This is a genomic window from Streptomyces sp. NBC_01235 (genome assembly GCF_035989285.1).
Classification (GTDB): domain Bacteria; phylum Actinomycetota; class Actinomycetes; order Streptomycetales; family Streptomycetaceae; genus Streptomyces.
Map to the genome: position 1 here is coordinate 8,127,275 of NZ_CP108513.1, position 18,469 is coordinate 8,145,743.

Below are 18,469 nucleotides of genomic sequence, written 5' to 3' on the forward strand. Positions count from 1 at the left end.
GCCGCATGCCCTACGACCCGTCAGCCTTTCCGCCCTTCGCCGTCACCGTGGACCTGGTCGTGCTGACCGTGCGCCGCCATGCCCTGTGCGCGCTGGCGGTGCGCAGGGGCGAGGCGCCGTTCCAGGGGCGGTGGGCGCTTCCGGGCGGCTTCGTGCGGGCCGACGAGGACCTCACCCAGGCGGCGGCGCGCGAGCTGGCCGAGGAGACCGGGCTGCGTGCCCACGACCCTTCGGCCCCGGCTCAGGACAACGGCGCCCACCTGGAACAGCTCGCCACGTACGGAGATCCCAAGCGTGATCCCCGGATGCGTGTCGTGAGCGTCGCGCACCTTGCGCTGGCTCCGGACCTGCCGGCTCCGCGAGCAGGCGGCGACGCCAGCAACGCGCGCTGGGCGCCCGTCGAGGAACTGCTGCAGCACGGCGGTTACGGCCGGGACGGGGAACCGGTCGCGCCGCTGGCCTTCGACCACGCCCAGATCCTCGCGGACGGGGTGGAACGTGCCCGCTCCAAGATCGAGTACTCGTCCCTGGCGACCGCGTTCTGTCCCACCGAGTTCACGGTCGGCGAACTGCGCCGGGTCTACGAGGCGGTGTGGGGCGTGGCGCTCGACCCGCGCAACTTCCACCGCAAGGTGACGGGCACGCCCGGCTTCCTGGTGCCCACCGGCGGCACCACCACCCGGCAGGGCGGCCGGCCCGCCCAGCTCTTTCGCGCGGGCGGCGCGACGTTGCTCAACCCGCCGATGTTGCGCCCCGAGGTCTGACACCGGCCCGTCGCGGCCGCTGACGCACGGACAGGAACCCGAACACGTCGAGCACGCCTGCGAAGCCGACCGTGCGGCACCCGGGAAAAGCGGACATAACGCGCTATCTTGCTACGGGTGATCCAGGCCTTCGGACTGACCAGCAACTCCCGCAAGGCGCTTCCGCCCGCCGTCGACGATGTCTCCTTCGAGGCGTGCGCGGGCCGCGTCACGGTCCTGCTCGGAGCGCCGGGCGCGGGCAAGACCACGGCGCTGAGACTCATGCTCGAACTCCAACAGGGCCGCGGCCTCGCCTACTTCAGAGGCCGCCCCCTGCATCGCATCGCCCACCCCTCCCGCGAAGTCGGCGTCCTCCTCGGCGACGTGCCCGGGCATCCGGCCCGCACGGCTCGCGGCCATCTGCGCATGCTGTGCGCGGCCGCCGGCGTTCCGGTCCGGCGGGCCGACGAGGTGCTGGAAGTGGTCGGTCTGATCAGCCTGCGCGACGAACGTCTCGGCACCCTCTCCCGCGGCATGGACCGGCGGCTCGGCCTGGCCTGTGCCCTCCTCGGGGACCCGCACACCCTCGTCCTCGACGATCCGGCCGACGGGCTCTCCGGACGCGAGAACCGTTGGCTGCACGGCATGCTGCGCGCGCACGCGGACCAGGGCGGCACGGTCCTGGTGACCACGGCCGACCCCAAGGAGGCCGCCCGTACAGCCGACCGGGTCGTCACCCTGGACCAGGGCAGACTCGTCGCCGATCAGGAGGCCGCCGACTTCGCCCGCACCCGGCTGCGCCCCCGTGTGGCCGTCCGCAGCCCCCACGCCGTCCGTCTGGCCGCCCTGCTCACCAAGGAGGCCCGGGCCGCGCACCGATCCGTCGAAGTCGTGCAGGAGGACGGCAACCGGCTCTCGGTGTACGGCAGTAGCTGCGCCCACGTCGGCGAGACGGCGTTCCGGCACGGCATCCTCGTGCACCAACTCGCCGACGAAACAGGAGACATGGGACCGGGAGCGGGGGCGCAGGCCCCGCGTCGGACGCGCGCCGAAGCAGTGCCGGCCCCCTCGGACGGGAAGCAGGCCACCGTCGGAGCCCCTGCGCTGGGCGCGGAACGCCCGGAGGCCTCCGGGGACGCACGTGCGGCGAGCGGCATCCAGAAAGCCGACGCCGCTGCAGCACTGCGGGTGCCTCAGGACGAGCCGCCGACCTCTCCCGCGCCGTGCCCGCCCGCTGATGCGTCGTCTCGCGACGCCGTCCCGGCTCCCGGCGGCGACTCCAGGTCCGGCGCCGCCGCCACGACTGCCGACGGCACGGCCTCGGCCACCCCGGGCGCGACCGCGATCGAGGCCGTCACCGCGGAGGAGCGGCCCCCCGGCACCGGGCAGCCCGCCGCGCCCTCAGCCCGCCGCCCCTTGCGCACCTCCGCCTCCCGTACCTCCGACACCCTGCCCGTCCTGCCACCCCCCATCTCCGTCCGCTCCGCCCCCAGCCCCCTGCGGCCCCTCCGCTACGAACTCCGCCGTGCCACCGGGATCAGCACCGGATTCCTCACCTGCGCCGCAGTACTGCTCATCTCCGTCTTCACCGCCGTACTCCTGGCCCGAGTCGGCCACACCTCGCAGGCGCGGCTGCTGGCCGCGTGGCCCGTGCAACTGCCGCTGCCGCCCGCTGCCCTCGGCGCGGGACTGCTCGGTGCGCTGGCCTTCGGAGACGAGTTCCGCCACCCCGCCCTGGCGGCGGACCGTGGCACCGTGCCCCGGAGACTGGGTGTACTCACCGCCAAGCTTCTTGTCGCCGCTCTCACCGCCCTGACGCTGGCCTTCCTCACGGTGGGCTGCGACGCCGAAGCGCTCTATCTCGTCTACGGACGGGAGCTCGCGCAAGTTCCCGCGGAGTGGCTTCCGCTGAGCGCGAGTTGGCTCGGTCTCGTGATCGGCTGCGCCTGGGCCGGGGTGCTGGCCGCCGGCGTCTTCCGGTCCACCACTGCCGGGCTGGCCGCGGTGGTCGCCGTACCCGTCGTCGTCGTGCCGGTCGTACAGAAGGCCGTGGAGAGCGCGTCCGTGCGGACGGCGGCCGGACTCTCGATGAGGTTGCGCGAGACGCTTCTGGTGCAGTGGCCCTTCGGCGGAGAGCGCTATCTGTTCGCCGTGGCACGTGTGATCGCGCAACCCGTCGGCGGGGCGCTGACGTTCTCCCTGACGGCCCTGCTGTGCGCGTATCTGCTCACGACCCTGCGAAGCAGGGTCCGATGACGACCGCCCGAGCCCATCAGGTCCGGGCGTGTGCGCAACTCCCCGGAGAAAGCCCATTTCTTTCCGATAAGGCGTCAATTGCGACGGGGTGAGCGATCACCCTTTCGTGTGCTTTTCACCAAAGACCTCAAGGGAGTTGGAGGCAGCGCCGACAAAGGATCCGTGAGTACCCTTGCGCACACCATGATGACCGCCGCCCGCTCCACCGACTCCGGTCTGGCCGGCCCGGGCGAACTCGACCGCTACCCCTACGCCGAGGCCCCTGCCGCCGACCGCGTCGGAACTCCCGTCTGGGAGGCCGCGGACCCCGAGCTGGGCCGCGTCGGCCGCCGCTCCGCGGGCAGCCGCGGACGCGGACTGCACGGCCAACTCGTCCAGCAGCTGGGCCAGATGATCGTCTCTGGTGACCTGGGCGCCGACCGTCCGCTGGTGCCCGAGGAGATCGGTCAGCGGTTCGAGGTGTCCCGCACCGTCGTCCGCGAGTCGCTGCGGGTCCTCGAGGCCAAGGGCCTGGTCAGTGCTCGGCCGAACGTCGGCACGCGCGTGCGTCCCGTGAGCGACTGGAACCTCCTCGACCCGGACATCATCGAATGGCGGGCCTTCGGCCCCCAGCGTGACGACCAGCGGCGCGAGCTCAGCGAGCTGCGCTGGACGATCGAGCCGCTCGCCGCCCGCCTCGCCGCCGGGCACGGGCGCGCCGACATCCAGCAGCGACTGTCCGACATGGTCGAGATCATGGCGCACGCCATGGGGCAGGGCGACGCGCTCACCTACTCCCGGGCCGACGCCGAGTTCCACTCGCTCCTCATCCAGGTCGCGGGCAACCGCATGCTGGAGCACCTTTCCGGGATCGTGTCGTCCGCCCTCCAGGTCTCCGGCGGCCCGGTCACGGGCTGTGACCGGCCGAACGAGGCGTCACTGGGTCACCACGGCAGGATCGTCGACGCCCTCGCCGCGGCCGACGGCACCGCGGCCGAGACGGCCATGCGGCAGCTGCTCACCGTTCATCCCGAGGTGGAGCGCGTCGTGCCGGCGCCGCGCGAACACTGACCCCACCCCACGGGTGGACGGTTCGGGGATGCCTTCCCCCTCCCGCGTCATCCTCGGCCGGTTCACCCGCATTTCCGTCGGACCCCGCAGAACCCGTCACGGGAACTGTGGGGTCCGACGGTCGATGTGGTGGGATTCGGTTGCGGAGGTCCGGGTAGACACCACGGGTGACCTCTTCTGCCCGTGTCTGACCGTTTTTGTTTGCTTACGGGGTGTGACTCGGGCCACGAAGATTGGGCGTAACGCTTGTGGAAACAACGCGATGACCTAAGAGGTGACAGCCGCGGAGGGAATACGGACGCCGTTGAAGGCGCTGTGCATCCTCCCGGCCCCCGCCCGCGCCGTCGGCCCACCCCCAGGCCGGTGGTCGGCTCCTGTCCATCGTGGACGGGGCCGGAAGCCGTTTTCCAACGTTCCGAGAGGTTGTTCGTGTCGGCCAGCACATCCCGTACGCTCCCGCCGGAGATCGCCGAGTCCGTCTCTGTCATGGCGCTCATTGAGCGGGGAAAGGCTGAGGGGCAGATCGCCGGCGACGATGTGCGTCGGGCCTTCGAAGCTGACCAGATTCCGGCCACTCAGTGGAAGAACGTACTGCGCAGCCTCAACCAGATCCTCGAGGAAGAGGGTGTGACGCTGATGGTCAGTGCCGCGGAGCCCAAGCGCACCCGAAAGAGCGTCGCAGCGAAGAGTCCGGCCAAGCGCACCGCCACCAAGACGGTCGCGGCGAAGACGGTGACCACCAGGAAGGCCACCGCCACCACCACGGCCGCCCCGGCCGTACCCGCTGTGGACGACCCCGCAGAGGAAGCCGCCCCTGCCAAGAAGGCGGCTGCCAAGAAGACGACGACCGCCAAGAAGGCGGTCGCGAAGAAGACCGTCGCCAAGAAGACGGCGGCCAAGAAGACCACTGCCAAGAAGGACGACGCCGAGCTGGTCGAGGAAGAGGTCCTCGAAGACGCTCCCAAGACCGGCGACGAGCCCGAGGGCACCGAGAGTGCCGGCTTCGTGCTCTCCGACGAGGACGAGGACGACGCGCCCGCCCAGCAGGTCGCCGCGGCCGGCGCCACCGCCGACCCGGTCAAGGACTACCTCAAGCAGATCGGCAAGGTCCCCCTGCTCAACGCCGAGCAGGAGGTCGAGCTCGCCAAGCGCATCGAGGCCGGTCTGTTCGCCGAGGACAAGCTGGCCAACGCCGACAAGCTCGCCCCGAAGCTCAAGCGCGAGCTGGAGATCATCGCGGAGGACGGCCGGCGTGCCAAGAACCACCTCCTGGAGGCCAACCTCCGTCTGGTGGTCTCCCTGGCCAAGCGCTACACCGGCCGCGGCATGCTCTTCCTGGACCTCATCCAGGAGGGCAACCTCGGTCTGATCCGCGCGGTCGAGAAGTTCGACTACACCAAGGGCTACAAGTTCTCCACGTACGCCACCTGGTGGATCCGTCAGGCGATCACCCGCGCCATGGCCGACCAGGCCCGCACCATCCGTATCCCGGTGCACATGGTCGAGGTCATCAACAAGCTCGCGCGCGTGCAGCGCCAGATGCTCCAGGACCTGGGCCGCGAGCCCACCCCGGAGGAGCTGGCCAAGGAACTCGACATGACCCCGGAGAAGGTCATCGAGGTCCAGAAGTACGGCCGCGAGCCCATCTCCCTGCACACCCCGCTGGGCGAGGACGGTGACAGCGAGTTCGGTGACCTCATCGAGGACTCCGAGGCCGTCGTCCCGGCCGACGCGGTCAGCTTCACGCTCCTGCAGGAGCAGCTGCACTCCGTCCTCGACACCCTGTCCGAGCGCGAGGCGGGCGTCGTCTCGATGCGCTTCGGTCTCACCGACGGTCAGCCGAAGACCCTCGACGAGATCGGCAAGGTGTACGGCGTGACGCGCGAGCGCATCCGTCAGATCGAGTCCAAGACCATGTCGAAGCTGCGTCACCCGTCCCGTTCGCAGGTGCTGCGTGACTACCTCGACTAGGTCGTAGTCGTACGACGTGAAGGCCCGGTTCCCCTCGGGGAGCCGGGCCTTCACGTATGCGTGCGGGTGCGGGGCGTCACACCCTGAATCACTCTGGGTCTTCATCGATCACTTCAGAGTGAGGAGCGCGCATGCCTCGTCCCCTTGTCCGGGCTTTGTCCCGGCCGTTGATCCTGGCAGCCGTGGCGATGGCCATACCGTTGGCCTCCGCCGCCCCGGCATCCTCCGACGGCGTCGTCGTGGGCGGCTTCCCGGTCGATGTCTCTCAGAGCCCGTGGACGGTCGCGCTGTCCAGTCGTGACCGGTTCGGAGGTATGCGCTCGGGGCAGTTCTGCGGAGGCGTGGCGGTCGGCCCGTCGACCGTTCTCACGGCGGCCCACTGCATGGCCGAGGACGTCCTGGGAGCGCCGCCGGGGCAGGCGGCCGACCTGAGGGTCGTCGCGGGCCGTACGGACCTGTACGCGGACACGGGCCAGGAGGTCGCCGTGCGCAGTGTCTGGGTGAACCCGGGCTACGACAGTTCCAGCAACGCCGGGGATTTCGCCGTGCTCACCCTGGCCGAGCCACTCCCGGCGGCGTCGGTCATCGCCATGGCGGCCGACGGCGATCCGGCGTACGCGTCCGGCACGGACGCCGTCGTCTACGGCTGGGGCGACATCACGGGGTTCGGCGCGTACGCCCACAGCCTGCGGGCGGCTCGCATGCATGTGCTGGCCGACGCCCTCTGTGAGCGGGCGTATCCCGGTTCGACCGACGGCACGTACATCGCGCGGAGCATGGTCTGCGCCGGAGAGGTGCGAGGCGGCCGCGACGCCTGCCAGGGGGACAGCGGAGGGCCGCTCGTCGCGAGGGGGCGGCTCATCGGGCTTGTGTCGTGGGGCAGTGGCTGCGGACGGCCGGGGAGCCCGGGCGTCTACACCCGGGTGTCCGACGCCGTACAGACGCTGGGCTGGGGCGCAGGGACTCGGAGACCCCACGGGGCTCCCGACCGCGCCTGAGCGGGTCTCCCCGCGCCGAGGCCGGGGCTTTGTGCCACGAGAACGGCGGGCGGCCGCCCCTGGGAGCAGGGGCGGCCGCCCGCACACCGGCCTGTGCCGGTTCTCGCTCGTCGTGGACGCGCAGGATCAGCGCTCTTCTTCGGAGACGGACGCCGGAACGGTCGTCAGCCGCTCCGTCTCATCCTGTATCTCGGCGGCGATCTTCTTGAGTTCCGGCTCGAACTTGCGGCCGTGGTGGGCGCAGAAGAGCAGTTCTCCGCCGCTGAGCAGGACGACGCGCACGTACGCCTGGGCGCCGCAGCGGTCGCAGCGGTCAGCGGCCGTCAGCGGGCTCGCGGGGGTCAGAACAGTAGTCACGTCGCCTCTTCTCTAGCTCGACGAGCTGTCGTACCAGGGTCAACATCCAACCAGCCCCAAAACGTTCCCGCTCGTGGCTTCTCCTCGAAAAAAATCTTTCCGAGGTGGCCGTCTGCTGCCGGTTTGGCGGCGAATGTGCCGTATTGCGTGGTCTGTGGTGCTTACGGTTTCGCGCTGTCGGTCATGGTTCGATCCTCCCGGCTGGGTTGCCGGTTTGTTCATGAGGACGTGCCCGGAGCCTAAATGGTTCATGCCTCGAAGGGAACGTGATATGTACTTCACTCCATCGAGGGATCGAACATGCATGCGACGCTGGACTAGTCTGAGTTCAGACGAGGGTGGCGTTACAACGGCTCTACCAGGCCTCGGTACCCTCTTGGCGGTAACCCAAGCCGCGCCCTTACCCAGAAGGGCCCCAACTGAAATTCAGCGAGGAGCGAACCGCGTGACCGCCGAAACGTCCGTGCCGTCCACAGCGCTGCTGGCAGGAGCAGACCGGGACGGTTCCAACTACACCGCGCGGCACCTGCTCGTCCTCGAGGGCCTCGAGGCCGTGCGGAAGCGCCCGGGTATGTACATCGGCTCGACCGACAGTCGTGGTCTGATGCACTGCCTGTGGGAAATCATCGACAACTCCGTCGACGAGGCCCTGGGCGGATATTGCGACCACATCGAGGTGATCCTGCACGACGACGCCTCGGTCGAGGTCCGTGACAACGGCCGTGGCATCCCTGTCGACGTCGAGCCCAAGACCGGCCTGTCCGGCGTCGAGGTCGTCATGACCAAGCTGCACGCCGGCGGCAAGTTCGGCGGTGGCTCCTACGCCGCCTCCGGCGGTCTGCACGGCGTCGGCGCATCCGTGGTCAACGCCCTGTCCGCCCGACTCGACGTCGAGGTGGACCGAAGCGGCCACACGCACGCGATCAGCTTCCGGCGAGGAGTCCCGGGCGCCTTCGCCGCGGACGGCCCCGACGCCAAGTTCGAGCCGGGCGGCCTGCGCAAGGTGAAGAGAGTCACCAGGAACCGCACCGGCACGCGCGTGCGGTACTGGGCCGACCGGCAGATCTTCCTCAAGGACGCCAAGCTCTCCCTGGAGACCCTCCACCAGCGGGCCCGCCAGACCGCGTTCCTGGTGCCCGGCCTGACCATCGTCGTCCGGGACGAGTACGGCCTCGGCGAGGGCGGCAGCAAGGGCGAGGAGTCCTTCCGCTTCGACGGCGGCATCAGCGAGTTCTGCGAGTACCTGGCCACCGACAAGCCCGTCTGCGACGTCCTCCGCTTCACGGGGCAGGGCACGTTCAAGGAGACGGTCCCGGTCCTGGACGAGCACGGTCAGATGACCCCGACAGAGGTCACCCGAGAGCTCGGCGTCGACGTGGCGCTGCGCTGGGGCACGGGCTACGACACGATGCTCCGGTCGTTCGTCAACATCATCGCCACGCCCAAGGGCGGCACCCACGTCGCCGGCTTCGAGCAGGCGATCGCCAAGACGATGAACGAGGTGCTGCGCGCCAAGAAGCTGCTGCGCGTCGCCGAGGACGACATCGTCAAGGACGACGCCCTGGAGGGCCTGACCGCGGTCGTCACCGTCCGCCTCGCCGAGCCCCAGTTCGAGGGCCAGACCAAGGAGGTCCTCGGTACCTCGGCGGCCCGGCGCATCGTGAACACCGTGATCTCCAAGGAGCTCAAGGCGTTCCTGACCTCCACCAAGCGCGACGCCGCGGCTCAGGCGCGGGTCGTCATGGAGAAGGCGGTCGCCGCCGCGCGGACCCGTATCGCGGCCCGCCAGCACAAGGACGCGCAGCGCCGCAAGACGGCACTGGAGTCCTCGTCCCTGCCCGCGAAGCTGGCCGACTGCCGCAGCGACGACGTCGAGCGCAGTGAGCTGTTCATCGTCGAGGGAGACTCCGCGCTCGGTACGGCGAAGCTCGCCCGGAACTCCGAGTTCCAGGCACTGCTGCCGATCCGGGGCAAGATCCTCAACGTCCAGAAGTCGTCCGTGACCGACATGCTCAAGAACGCGGAGTGCGGCGCGATCATCCAGGTCATAGGAGCGGGCTCCGGGCGTACTTTCGACATCGACGCGGCCCGCTACGGCAAGATCATCATGATGACCGACGCCGATGTGGACGGCTCCCACATCCGGACCCTGCTCCTGACCCTGTTCCACCGCTACATGCGGCCCATGGTCGAGGCCGGCCGGGTGTTCGCCGCGGTGCCGCCGCTGCACCGCATCGAACTCATCCAGCCCAAGAAGGGCCAGGACAAGTACGTGTACACGTACTCGGACCGCGAGCTGCGCGACAAGCTCATGGAGTTCCAGAGCAAGGGCGTCCGGTACAAGGACTCCATCCAGCGCTACAAGGGTCTCGGCGAGATGGACGCAGACCAGCTGGCCGAGACGACGATGGACCCCCGTCACCGCACGCTGCGGCGCATCAACCTCTCCGACCTGGATTCGGCGGAGCAGGTGTTCGACCTGCTCATGGGCAACGACGTGGCTCCGCGCAAGGAGTTCATCTCCAGTTCGGCGGCGACGCTGGACCGGTCCCGCATCGACGCGTAACCGCTGAGCTCGGCTCGGGCGACGCTCCGCGGCTCCGCGGTTCGGACGAGCAGGCCCGGGTTCTCCTCCCGCGGGTGGAGAACCCGGGCCTTCGCATATCCACCCACGATCCACCCCGGCGCCGATCTGCGGAGCGGCGCGTTTCCGTAGCGTCGAAGGCGTCGGCAGCACTCGCTGTCGGCATCCCCATCCCGCTCACGGAGGCTGTGATGTCCGGGCTCGTCAACGCACTGGTGATCGTGGCCGTGGCCGCGCTGGTGATCGTGCGGCAGTTCCGCGCAAGCCGCATCGACGCGGACCGGCGATGGTGGCTCCTGCCCGGGATCCTGGCCGTCATAGCACTGCGCGAGCCCGACCTGCTCGACACCCGCCACCAGACCGCTTCGGCTCTGGTGCTCGGCGCCGAAGTGACCGTAGGCCTGGCCATGGGAGCCGCCTGGGCCTGGACCACCCGCATCTGGGTGGAGCCGGACGGCGCCGTGTGGAACAAGAGCACCAGAGCGAGCGCGGCCGTCTGGGCTGTCGGCATCGGACTGCGGGCGGGCCTCTTCGCGATCGGTGCACTGCTGGGCGTCCACCAGCACAGCTCGGCCCTGATGCTGGGGCTCGCCGCCACCCTGCTGATCCGCTCCGGGATCCTGATCTGGCGCACGCAGTCTCTGGGCCAGGCCTCCGCGCACGCCACGGCGTACGGTGACCACCTGCCCCGGTCCGCGTGGAAGGAGCGCGTGTGACGGAGAACGTCTGGACCCGCTGGCCCTCACGGGAGGCGCTGAGCCCGAAGGAGGTCTCGCGGCCCAGGCGGCTGCTGGCCTGGGCAGTGAGGCTGCTGGTGCTGGGCGCGCTGCTGTGGAGCGCCCTCCACGACAGCCGCATCCACGGGTGGGTCGCGGTCGCCGGGTGGGGCGGAGCGCTTGTGGCAGGCGGGGTGGCGTGGGTCCTGTTCCGGACCACGCTCGAACACCGGCTGTGGCCGTCCCTGGCACTCGTCCTCATCCTGCTGGGGCTGGCGGCCGGAGCCGAGGCCGCCGACTTCCGCACTCCGGCCGTGGTCCTGTGGTGCGGGTGTGCCATCACGGCACTGGAGCGACTGCCGCTGGCGGCCGCGCTACCGATGGCCTCGCTCGGCTTCGCCGCCTTCGCCACGGTCAACCAAGACACGGGGCTGACGTCGGCCGCCACCATCGGAGGAATGGCCCTCGCCGGATACGCATTGCGTCTGGACGCCGAAGCCAGAGGCAACGCACAGCGACTGCTCGTCCAGGAGCGAGCGGCGCGTGCGGCCGGGGCCGAGTCGGCCGCACTCGCGGAGCGGGCCCGCATCGCCCGGGAGATCCACGATGTCCTGGCCCACAGCCTCTCGGCGCAGCTCGTACACCTGGAAGCGGCCCGGCTGCTGATCGAGCGGGGTGCGGACCGCGAGCAGATCCTCGAACGCGTGGTGGCGGCACGCGGGATGGCCCGCGACGGTCTGGAGGAGACCAGGCAGTCGCTCTCCGCGTTGCGCGGTGAACTGACGCCGCTGGAGGACTTCCTGATCGACCTCGTCCACACGTCGGACGGCGCCGAGGTCACCGTGGGGGGTGAACGCAGACCGCTGCCGGTCGAAGCGTCGCAGGCAGTGCGCAGGGTGGCCCAGGAAGCCCTGACGAACGCCCGCAAGCACGCACCGGGCGCGAAGGTGCGCGTGCGGCTGGAGTACGGACCGCGTGAAGTCACCCTGGACGTGCGGGACTCGGGGGGTTCGCCGGGCGAACTCGCGCAGGCGGGAGGCGGGTACGGTCTGCTGGGGATGCGGGAGCGCGCAGAACTGCTGGGCGGGTCGCTCGCTGCCGGACGGGACGAGGAAGGTTTCGTGGTGACGCTGAAGGTGCCGGTATGACGGAGGAGGCGGAGAAGAAGCCCGCCAGGGTGGTGGTCGCGGACGATCAGACGGTCGTCCGGGAAGGCATCGTGATGCTGCTCGGACTGTTGCCGGGGGTCGAGGTCGTGGGCGCAGCCGCGGACGGGGACGAGGCGGTGCGGCTCGCCGCCGAACTCGCCCCCGACGTGGTGCTGATGGACCTGCGCATGCCGCGCTGCGACGGAGTGGAGGCCACCCGGCGCATCCGGTCGGAGCACCCCGGAACACAGGTCGTGGTGCTCACGACCTACGCGGACGACGAGTCCCTGTTCCCGGCGCTGAAAGCGGGAGCACGGGGATACCTCACCAAGGACGCGGGCGGGGACGAGATCGTCCGGGCCGTGCACAGCGTGCTGTCCGGGGACGCGGGGCTGTCGCCGAGCGTCCAGCGGCGGCTGCTGGAGCGCCTGTCGGCGCCCGAACCGGAGCCGGCGGAGCCCGCTGCCGTGCCCGACGGGCTGACGACCCGGGAGGCGGAGGTGCTGGTGCTGATCGCCGAGGGGCTGAGCAACCAGGAGATCGCGCGCAGGCTGAGCGTGTCCACCGCGACGGTGAAGACCCACATCAACAACATGTTCACCAAGGCCGGCATCAAGGGCCGTGCCCAGGCGGTGCGTTATGCGTATCGGAAGGGGTTGGTGCGGCCGCCCACGGGGTGAATGACTCGTCGGTCACCTGATGGGGTGAAGTGCGCAGGGAAGAAGAGGCGTGGATCTTCCCGTTCTGTCCATCCTTGGGCATGCAGTCAAGCAACGGCCGTGCCCGCGGCGACGGGCACGGTCCCGAGGGCGGCGGTCCCACGCCCCACGCGGGCGAACACCACCAGGGGCAAGGTCAGGCGTTCGTCGAAGCGCCGGCAGAAGTGCGCTACGAGGACCCGTGGTACGACGCGCTCGCCTCGGGTTGGGGCGAGTCGGCCACCACGGGCACACCCATGACCGAGGTTCCGGGGGCACGTCGGAAGCGGGAGACCGGAGCCGTCGCAGCGGCCCAGGTCTACCTCGAGGTGCAGCGCAGCGCGGCCTTCCAGGAGGTGCGCAGCCGGTACCGGAGGTTCGTGGTGCCCGCGGTCGCCGGGTTCTTCGTCTGGTACGTGGCGTACGTCGTGACCGCGACGACCGTGCCCGGGTTCATGGCGCGGCCGGTGGCGGGTGCGCTGAACGTGGCGTTGCTCGCGGGGCTCGGACAGTTCCTCAGCACGTTCCTGCTCACCTGGGCCTACGCCCGGCACGCACGACTGCACCGGGACCGCGCCGCGCTCGAACTGCGCTGGGACACCCAGGAACTGACGCGTGGAGCAAGGGGCGGTGCATTGTGACCGGCATCCATCAGACGCCGGCGCTGCTGCTGTTCAGCGCCTTCGTCGCGGTCACCTTGGGGATCACGACCTGGGTGAGCCGCAACCGGCAGGGATCTCAGGAGGAGTTCTACGCCGGCGGGCGGCTGTTCTCCCCGATGGAGAATGGTGTTGCCATTGCGGGCGACTACATGTCGGCCGCCTCCTTCCTGGGCGCCACCGGGCTCATCGCGCTGTACGGATACGACGGTCTGCTGTACGTGGTGGGCTTCCTCGTGGCCTGGTTGGTGGTGCTGTTCCTCGTCGCCGAACTGGTGCGCAACTGCGGGCGGTTCACGCTCGCCGACGTGGTCGCCGCGCGCATGAGCGAGCGGCCGGTGCGGATCGCGGCGGGAACTTCCTCGGTCACCGTGTCCGTTCTCTACCTGGTGGCTCAGATGGTGGGTGCGGGCAGCCTGGTCGCGCTGCTCCTCGGGAACAGCGGCGAGGCGGCCCGGTCCTGGGCCGTCATCGGGGTCGGTGCGCTCATGGTGATCTATGTGTCGTTGGGAGGGATGCGGGCCACCACGTGGATTCAGATCGTGAAGGCGGTTCTGCTGCTGGGCGGCACCATCGTGCTCACCGTGCTCGTCCTGGTGCGCTTCCACGGCGACTTCGACCAGCTGCTGAGCACGGCGGCCGAGCGCAGCGGGCACGGTGCCGCGTTCCTGGCACCCGGTCTGAAGTACGGCGGGGACTGGACCGCGCGCTTCGACTTCATGAGCCTCGGGCTCGCACTGGTGCTGGGTACGGCGGGGCTGCCGCACATCCTGTCCCGCTTCTACACCGTGCCGACCGCACAGGCTGCCCGGCGCTCCGCCGTCTGGTCGATCGGGCTCATCGGCGGGTTCTACCTGATGACGATCGTCCTGGGCTTCGGTGCGGCGGCGATCGTCGGCCCGGAGGCCGTACGCGGCTCGAACGCATCCGGGAACACGGCTGTTCCACTCCTCGCCCTCGACCTGGGCGGCGGCGCCGACTCCACGGGTGGAACGGTCCTGTTCGCGGTCGTTGCGGCCGTCGCCTTCGCAACGATCCTCGCCGTCGTCGCCGGGATCACGCTCGCCTCCTCGGCTTCGGTGGCGCACGACCTGTACGCCTCCTTGCGGCGCCGGCACGCCGAGCCGCGCAGCGAGGTCGCGGTGGCGCGGGTCGCTGCCGTGGGCATCGGCGTGGTGGCGATCGCCCTCGGCCTGCTGGCCCGCGATCTCAACGTCGCCTTCCTGGTGGGGCTCGCCTTCGCCGTCGCCGCGTCCGCGAACCTGCCCGTTTTGCTGTACTCGCTGTTCTGGCGGGGCTTCACCACGCGGGGCGCCGTGTGGGCGGTGTACGGCGGGCTGGTTCCGGCCCTGGCGCTCGTCGTGCTGTCGCCGGTGGTGTCCGGCGGCCCCGAGTCGCTCTTCCCGACTGTGGACTTCCAGTACTTCCCCCTGCAGAACCCCGGCCTGGTCTCGATTCCGCTGGGCTTCCTGGCGGGCTGGCTCGGCACGGTCACCTCGGCAGAGGTCGCGGACGAGGCCAAGCACGCGGAGACCGAGGTGCGGTCACTGACGGGGGCGGGCGCCGCCTAGCGGGCGGCTCCTCCACCGTCGTACCGCATCGGGGCCCGGCTCACGGCTACGGTGCCACCCACGCGTACCGGTGTTCCGGGCGACCCGTGTCGCCGTACTTGAGGGAGAGGCGCAGGCGGCCGGCTTGTTCCAGGTGGCGGAGGTAGCGCTGGGCGGTGGAGCGGCTCAGACCGGTCTCGGCGGCGACCTCGTGGGCCGACAAGGGGTGGTTCGCGCGGTGCAGGACGGCGCAGATCAGGTCCGTGGTCGGTTCCGAGTGGCCGCTCGGCAGGCCGGGCGAGGACGGCACCGGTGCCGTGCGCAAGGCGCCGAAGATCCGGTCGACCTGTTCCTGGCCGGCGATGCCGTGACCGCCCACCCGGTCCACCGTACGGCGCAGGGCCGCGTACGAGTCGAGGCGCGTGCGCAGCGCGGCGAAGGTGAACGGTTTGACCAGGTAGTGCAGGGCGCCCAGACGCATCGCGGTCTGCACCGTCGTGACGTCACCGGCAGCCGTGATCATGATGACGTCGGTGCCGTGACCCTGTTCCCGCATGCGGTGGACGAGGTCGAGGCCCGTTCCGTCGGGCAGGTAGTGGTCGAGCAGGACCAGGTCGATGGACCCGTGCTGCACGGCTGCCAGTGCCTGGGCGGCACTGTGCGCGCGGGCGGCCACCCGGAAGCCGGGAACCTTTCCCACGTACTTGGCGTTGATCTCGGCGACACGGAAGTCGTCGTCCACGACCAGGACGTCAATCATCGGGCCTCTCTCCGTGCAGGCCAGGCGGGCGTTAAGCCCATGTTTCGGCTTCGTTGTTGTAGCGCGCGCAAAACGAGCACAACAGGCTCTTGCAAGCAAAAGAACCGTATGCGCTCAGAAGGCTGATGCTGCTTCCCGGGTCACCTCTACCGTCCCCGGCTATGAGCGCACACACCAACCCCGCCATCGAGCTGCGGGGTGCGAGCAAGGTCTTCAGGACCCCGTCGGGTGTCCCGCACACGGCCGTGCGGGAACTCGACCTCACCGTCGGGCGCGGCGAGTTCGTGGCCGTCGTCGGGCCGACCGGCTGTGGCAAGTCGACCACGTTGACCCTGGTCAGCGGCCTGGAAGAGCCCACCCAGGGCGAGGTGCTGGTCGCCGGGCAGCCCGTGCGTGGCGTCGGCGACAAGGTCGGCTTCGTCTTCCAGCAGGACGCGACCTTCCCCTGGCGCACGGTCCTGTCCAACGTCATGGCCGGCCCCCGCTTCCGCGGTGTGCCCAAGGCGGAGGCGAAGCGGCAGGCGCGCGAGTGGCTGGACCGGGTCGGACTCGCCGCCTTCGAGGACCGCTACCCGCATCAGCTCTCCGGTGGTCAGCGCAAACGCGTCGCCCTTGCCGCGACCTTCGTCAACGACCCCGAGATTCTGCTCATGGACGAGCCGTTCTCGGCGCTCGACGTGCAGACCAGGGCCCTGATGTCGGACGAACTCCTCGAGCTGTGGGAGGGCACGGGCGCGTCTGTGGTCTTCGTCACCCACGACCTGGAGGAGTCCATCGCGCTGGCCGACAAGGTCGTCGTGATGACCGCCGGCCCCGCCACCGTGAAGCACGTTTTTGACATTGACCTGCCGCGGCCGCGCAAGGTCGAGTCGGTGCGTCTGGAGCCGCGGTTCATCGAGATCTACCGCGAGATCTGGGAGTCCCTCGGCGAAGAGGTCCGCATCACCCGCGAAAGAGGTGCCGCCCATGTCGCCTGACCTGCTCAGCACACCGGTCGTCGACACGGTCAAGACACCGGATCGCGCGCACTCACGCGCGCGTGCTGCCCGTAAACGCAAGGCCGTCGTCACAGTGTCCCGCGTGCTGCTCCTGGTGGCCGTGCTCGTCCTGTGGGAGGCGCTTTCCCGGGCCAAGGCCATCGACCCGTTCAACTTCTCCATGCCCACGAAGATCTGGGACCAGATCTGGACCTGGGTGACCCACGGGACCGCGCTCGGTTCCCTCGGCGAGCAGATCTGGTACACGCTCTACGAGGCGCTGCTGGGCTGGGTCATCGGTGTGGTCGCCGGTGTCGTGTGCGGGATCGCCCTCGGGCGGATCACCTTTCTCGCCGACATCCTTGGTCCATACATCAAGGTGCTCAACTCCATACCCAGGATCGTCCTGGCCCCGATCTTCGTGATCTGGTTCGGCCTCGGCCCCGCCTCCAAGGTCGCCTCGGCCGTCGTCCTGGTGTTCTTCCCGGTCTTCTTCAACGCCTTCCAGGGCGCCCGTGAGGTCGACCGCAACCTTGTCGCCAACGCCCGCATCCTCGGCGCGAGTGACCGCAGGGTGACGCTTCAGGTGGTCATCCCGTCCGCCACCTCCTGGATCTTCACCAGCCTCCACGTCAGCTTCGGCTTTGCCCTCATCGGCGCCATCGTCGGCGAGTACATCGGCGCGACCAAGGGCATCGGCCTGCTCGTCGCGCAGTCACAGGGCACGTTCAACGCGGCCGGCGTGTACGCCGCGATGGTCATCCTCGCCGCCGTCGCGCTGGTCGCCGAGGGGCTGCTGACCTTCGCCGAGCGCCGCATCTTCCGGTGGAAGCCGTCGGGTTCCGACAGCTGACCCTTCGTTGAACGATCCTCATCCCCGCATCGCTTTCCCACAAGGACGTGAACCCGCCATGCGCACAACCGCCAGATACACCGCCCTCGCCGCCGCCGGCCTGCTCGCCCTCTCCTCGCTCACCGCCTGCGCCAACGACGCGGCCAGCACCGCGTCCACCGGCTCCGGCAGCAAGGGGGACGGCAAGGGGACGAAGGTCAAGATCATGGTCGGTGGCCTGGACAAGGTCATCTACCTGCCCGCGATGCTCACCCAGCGGCTGGGCTACTTCGACGCCCAGGGACTCGACGTCGAACTGCTGAGCGAGCCGGCCGGTGTGCAGGCCGAGACCGCGCTCGTCTCCGGCCAGGTCCAGGGCGCCGTCGGCTTCTACGATCACACCCTCGACCTCCAGGTGAAGGGCAAGGAGGTGGAGTCCGTCGTGCAGTTCTCGCAGGCGCCCGGTGAGGTGGAGATCGTCTCCACCAAGGCGGAGGGCGACATCACCTCGCCCAAGGACTTCAAGGGGAAGAAGCTCGGTGTCACGGGCCTCGGTTCCTCGACGGACTTCCTCACCAAGTACCTCGCCGTCAAGAACGGCGTGAAGGTCAGCGAGTTCACTCCCGTCGCCGTGGGCGCGGGGCCGACCTTCATCTCGGCGCTCCAGCAGGGTGCCATCGACGGTGGCATGACGACCGACCCGACCGTGGCGAACGTCCTGGACAAGAAGGCCGGCAAGATCCTCCTCGACATGCGCACCCCGCAGGGCTCGCAGGAGGCGCTCGGCGGACCGTATCCCTCGTCGAGCCTGTACATGCAGACGGACTGGGTCAACAGTCACAAGGACACCGTCCAGAAGTTGGCCAATGCGTTCGTCAAGACGCTCACGTGGATGTCCACACACAGTGCGAGTGAGATCGCCGAGAAGATGCCGGCCGACTACTCGCAGGGGAACAAGCTGCTGTACTCGGTGGCCATCAAGAACTCGCTGCCCATGTTCACCAAGGACGGCGTGATGCCCAAGAACGGTCCCGAGACCGTCGAGAAGGTCCTCAAGGCGTTCAACACGAACATCCAGAACGCCGACGTGGACCTCAGCAAGACCTACACGACCGAGTTCGTCGACAAGGCGGCAGGCTGACGGTCGAGCAGGCGGCGGGCGGGGATCCG

General features: G+C 69.6%; 16 protein-coding genes. 14 read left to right on the forward strand and 2 right to left on the reverse strand.

All coding sequences use genetic code 11. The features are described 5' to 3' along the window. Positions 1 to 5 precede the first annotated feature (5 nt). From OG289_RS36625 to OG289_RS36645, 5 genes are all read left to right on the forward strand, one after another. Complete coding sequence (locus OG289_RS36625) at positions 6 to 764, forward strand: NUDIX hydrolase (protein WP_327318316.1); 759 nt, start codon at positions 6 to 8, stop codon at positions 762 to 764. A gap of 117 nt (positions 765 to 881) precedes the next feature. Next, complete coding sequence (locus OG289_RS36630; protein ID WP_327318317.1) at positions 882 to 2,999, forward strand: ATP-binding cassette domain-containing protein; 2,118 nt, start codon at positions 882 to 884, stop codon at positions 2,997 to 2,999. 162 nt (positions 3,000 to 3,161) lie between these two features. Beyond that, positions 3,162 to 4,049, forward strand: coding sequence for a FadR/GntR family transcriptional regulator (locus OG289_RS36635; protein WP_327318318.1), 888 nt, complete (start codon positions 3,162 to 3,164; stop codon positions 4,047 to 4,049). Between the two features lie 429 nt (positions 4,050 to 4,478). Next, complete coding sequence (locus OG289_RS36640; RefSeq protein WP_327318319.1) at positions 4,479 to 6,020, forward strand: RNA polymerase sigma factor; 1,542 nt, start codon at positions 4,479 to 4,481, stop codon at positions 6,018 to 6,020. A gap of 131 nt (positions 6,021 to 6,151) precedes the next feature. Beyond that, entirely contained in the window at positions 6,152 to 7,018 is an 867-nt protein-coding gene (locus OG289_RS36645) for a serine protease (protein WP_327318320.1), read from the forward strand. A gap of 126 nt (positions 7,019 to 7,144) precedes the next feature. Here OG289_RS36645 and OG289_RS36650 read toward each other — a convergent pair whose 3' ends face one another. Further along, entirely contained in the window at positions 7,145 to 7,375 is a 231-nt protein-coding gene (locus OG289_RS36650; RefSeq protein ID WP_079659053.1) for a DUF7455 domain-containing protein, read from the reverse strand. A 445-nt stretch (positions 7,376 to 7,820) separates the two neighbouring features. Between OG289_RS36650 and OG289_RS36655 the strand changes: the two genes are divergently transcribed. From OG289_RS36655 to OG289_RS36680, 6 genes are all read left to right on the forward strand, one after another. Continuing rightward, a complete protein-coding gene (locus OG289_RS36655) occupies positions 7,821 to 9,941 on the forward strand; it encodes a DNA gyrase/topoisomerase IV subunit B (RefSeq protein ID WP_327318321.1) in 2,121 nt (706 codons plus the stop codon). 209 nt (positions 9,942 to 10,150) lie between these two features. Continuing rightward, positions 10,151 to 10,675 carry a DUF1453 domain-containing protein gene (locus OG289_RS36660; RefSeq protein WP_327318322.1) on the forward strand — a complete coding sequence of 175 codons (525 nt, stop codon included), beginning with the start codon at positions 10,151 to 10,153 and terminating at the stop codon, positions 10,673 to 10,675. Beyond that, positions 10,672 to 11,823 (forward strand): sensor histidine kinase, encoded by a 1,152-nt coding sequence (locus OG289_RS36665; RefSeq protein ID WP_327318323.1) that lies wholly within the window; start codon positions 10,672 to 10,674, stop codon positions 11,821 to 11,823. The genes OG289_RS36660 and OG289_RS36665 overlap by 4 nt, the downstream gene beginning before the upstream one ends. After that, the gene (locus tag OG289_RS36670) at positions 11,820 to 12,503 is read left to right on the forward strand and encodes a response regulator transcription factor (RefSeq protein WP_327318324.1); all 684 of its coding nucleotides are present in this window, start codon (positions 11,820 to 11,822) and stop codon (positions 12,501 to 12,503) included. Before OG289_RS36665 ends, OG289_RS36670 begins: the two co-directional genes overlap by 4 nt. Before the next feature lie 80 nt (positions 12,504 to 12,583). Next, a complete protein-coding gene (locus tag OG289_RS36675; protein WP_327318325.1) occupies positions 12,584 to 13,162 on the forward strand; it encodes a DUF485 domain-containing protein in 579 nt (192 codons plus the stop codon). Further along, positions 13,159 to 14,751: a solute symporter family protein gene (locus tag OG289_RS36680; RefSeq protein ID WP_327318326.1), complete on the forward strand. Its 1,593-nt coding sequence runs from the start codon at positions 13,159 to 13,161 to the stop codon at positions 14,749 to 14,751. The genes OG289_RS36675 and OG289_RS36680 overlap by 4 nt, the downstream gene beginning before the upstream one ends. 46 nt (positions 14,752 to 14,797) lie before the next feature. Here the strand turns inward: OG289_RS36680 and OG289_RS36685 are convergent, their stop codons facing one another. Next, a complete protein-coding gene (locus OG289_RS36685) occupies positions 14,798 to 15,490 on the reverse strand; it encodes a response regulator (protein ID WP_327318327.1) in 693 nt (230 codons plus the stop codon). Between the two features lie 161 nt (positions 15,491 to 15,651). On the opposite strand from OG289_RS36685, the gene OG289_RS36690 reads away from it, so the two are divergent. Genes OG289_RS36690 through OG289_RS36700 form a run of 3 tightly spaced genes read left to right on the forward strand, consistent with a single transcriptional unit; the run spans position 15,652 to position 18,440 of the window. Continuing rightward, a complete protein-coding gene (locus tag OG289_RS36690; protein ID WP_327318328.1) occupies positions 15,652 to 16,467 on the forward strand; it encodes an ABC transporter ATP-binding protein in 816 nt (271 codons plus the stop codon). Next, on the forward strand, positions 16,457 to 17,320 hold the full coding sequence (locus OG289_RS36695; RefSeq protein ID WP_327318329.1) for an ABC transporter permease: 864 nt from the start codon (positions 16,457 to 16,459) through the stop codon (positions 17,318 to 17,320). Before OG289_RS36690 ends, OG289_RS36695 begins: the two co-directional genes overlap by 11 nt. A 58-nt stretch (positions 17,321 to 17,378) precedes the next feature. Beyond that, positions 17,379 to 18,440, forward strand: a complete 1,062-nt coding sequence (locus OG289_RS36700) for an ABC transporter substrate-binding protein (protein WP_327318330.1) — start codon at positions 17,379 to 17,381, stop codon at positions 18,438 to 18,440. Positions 18,441 to 18,469: the final 29 nt, after the last annotated feature.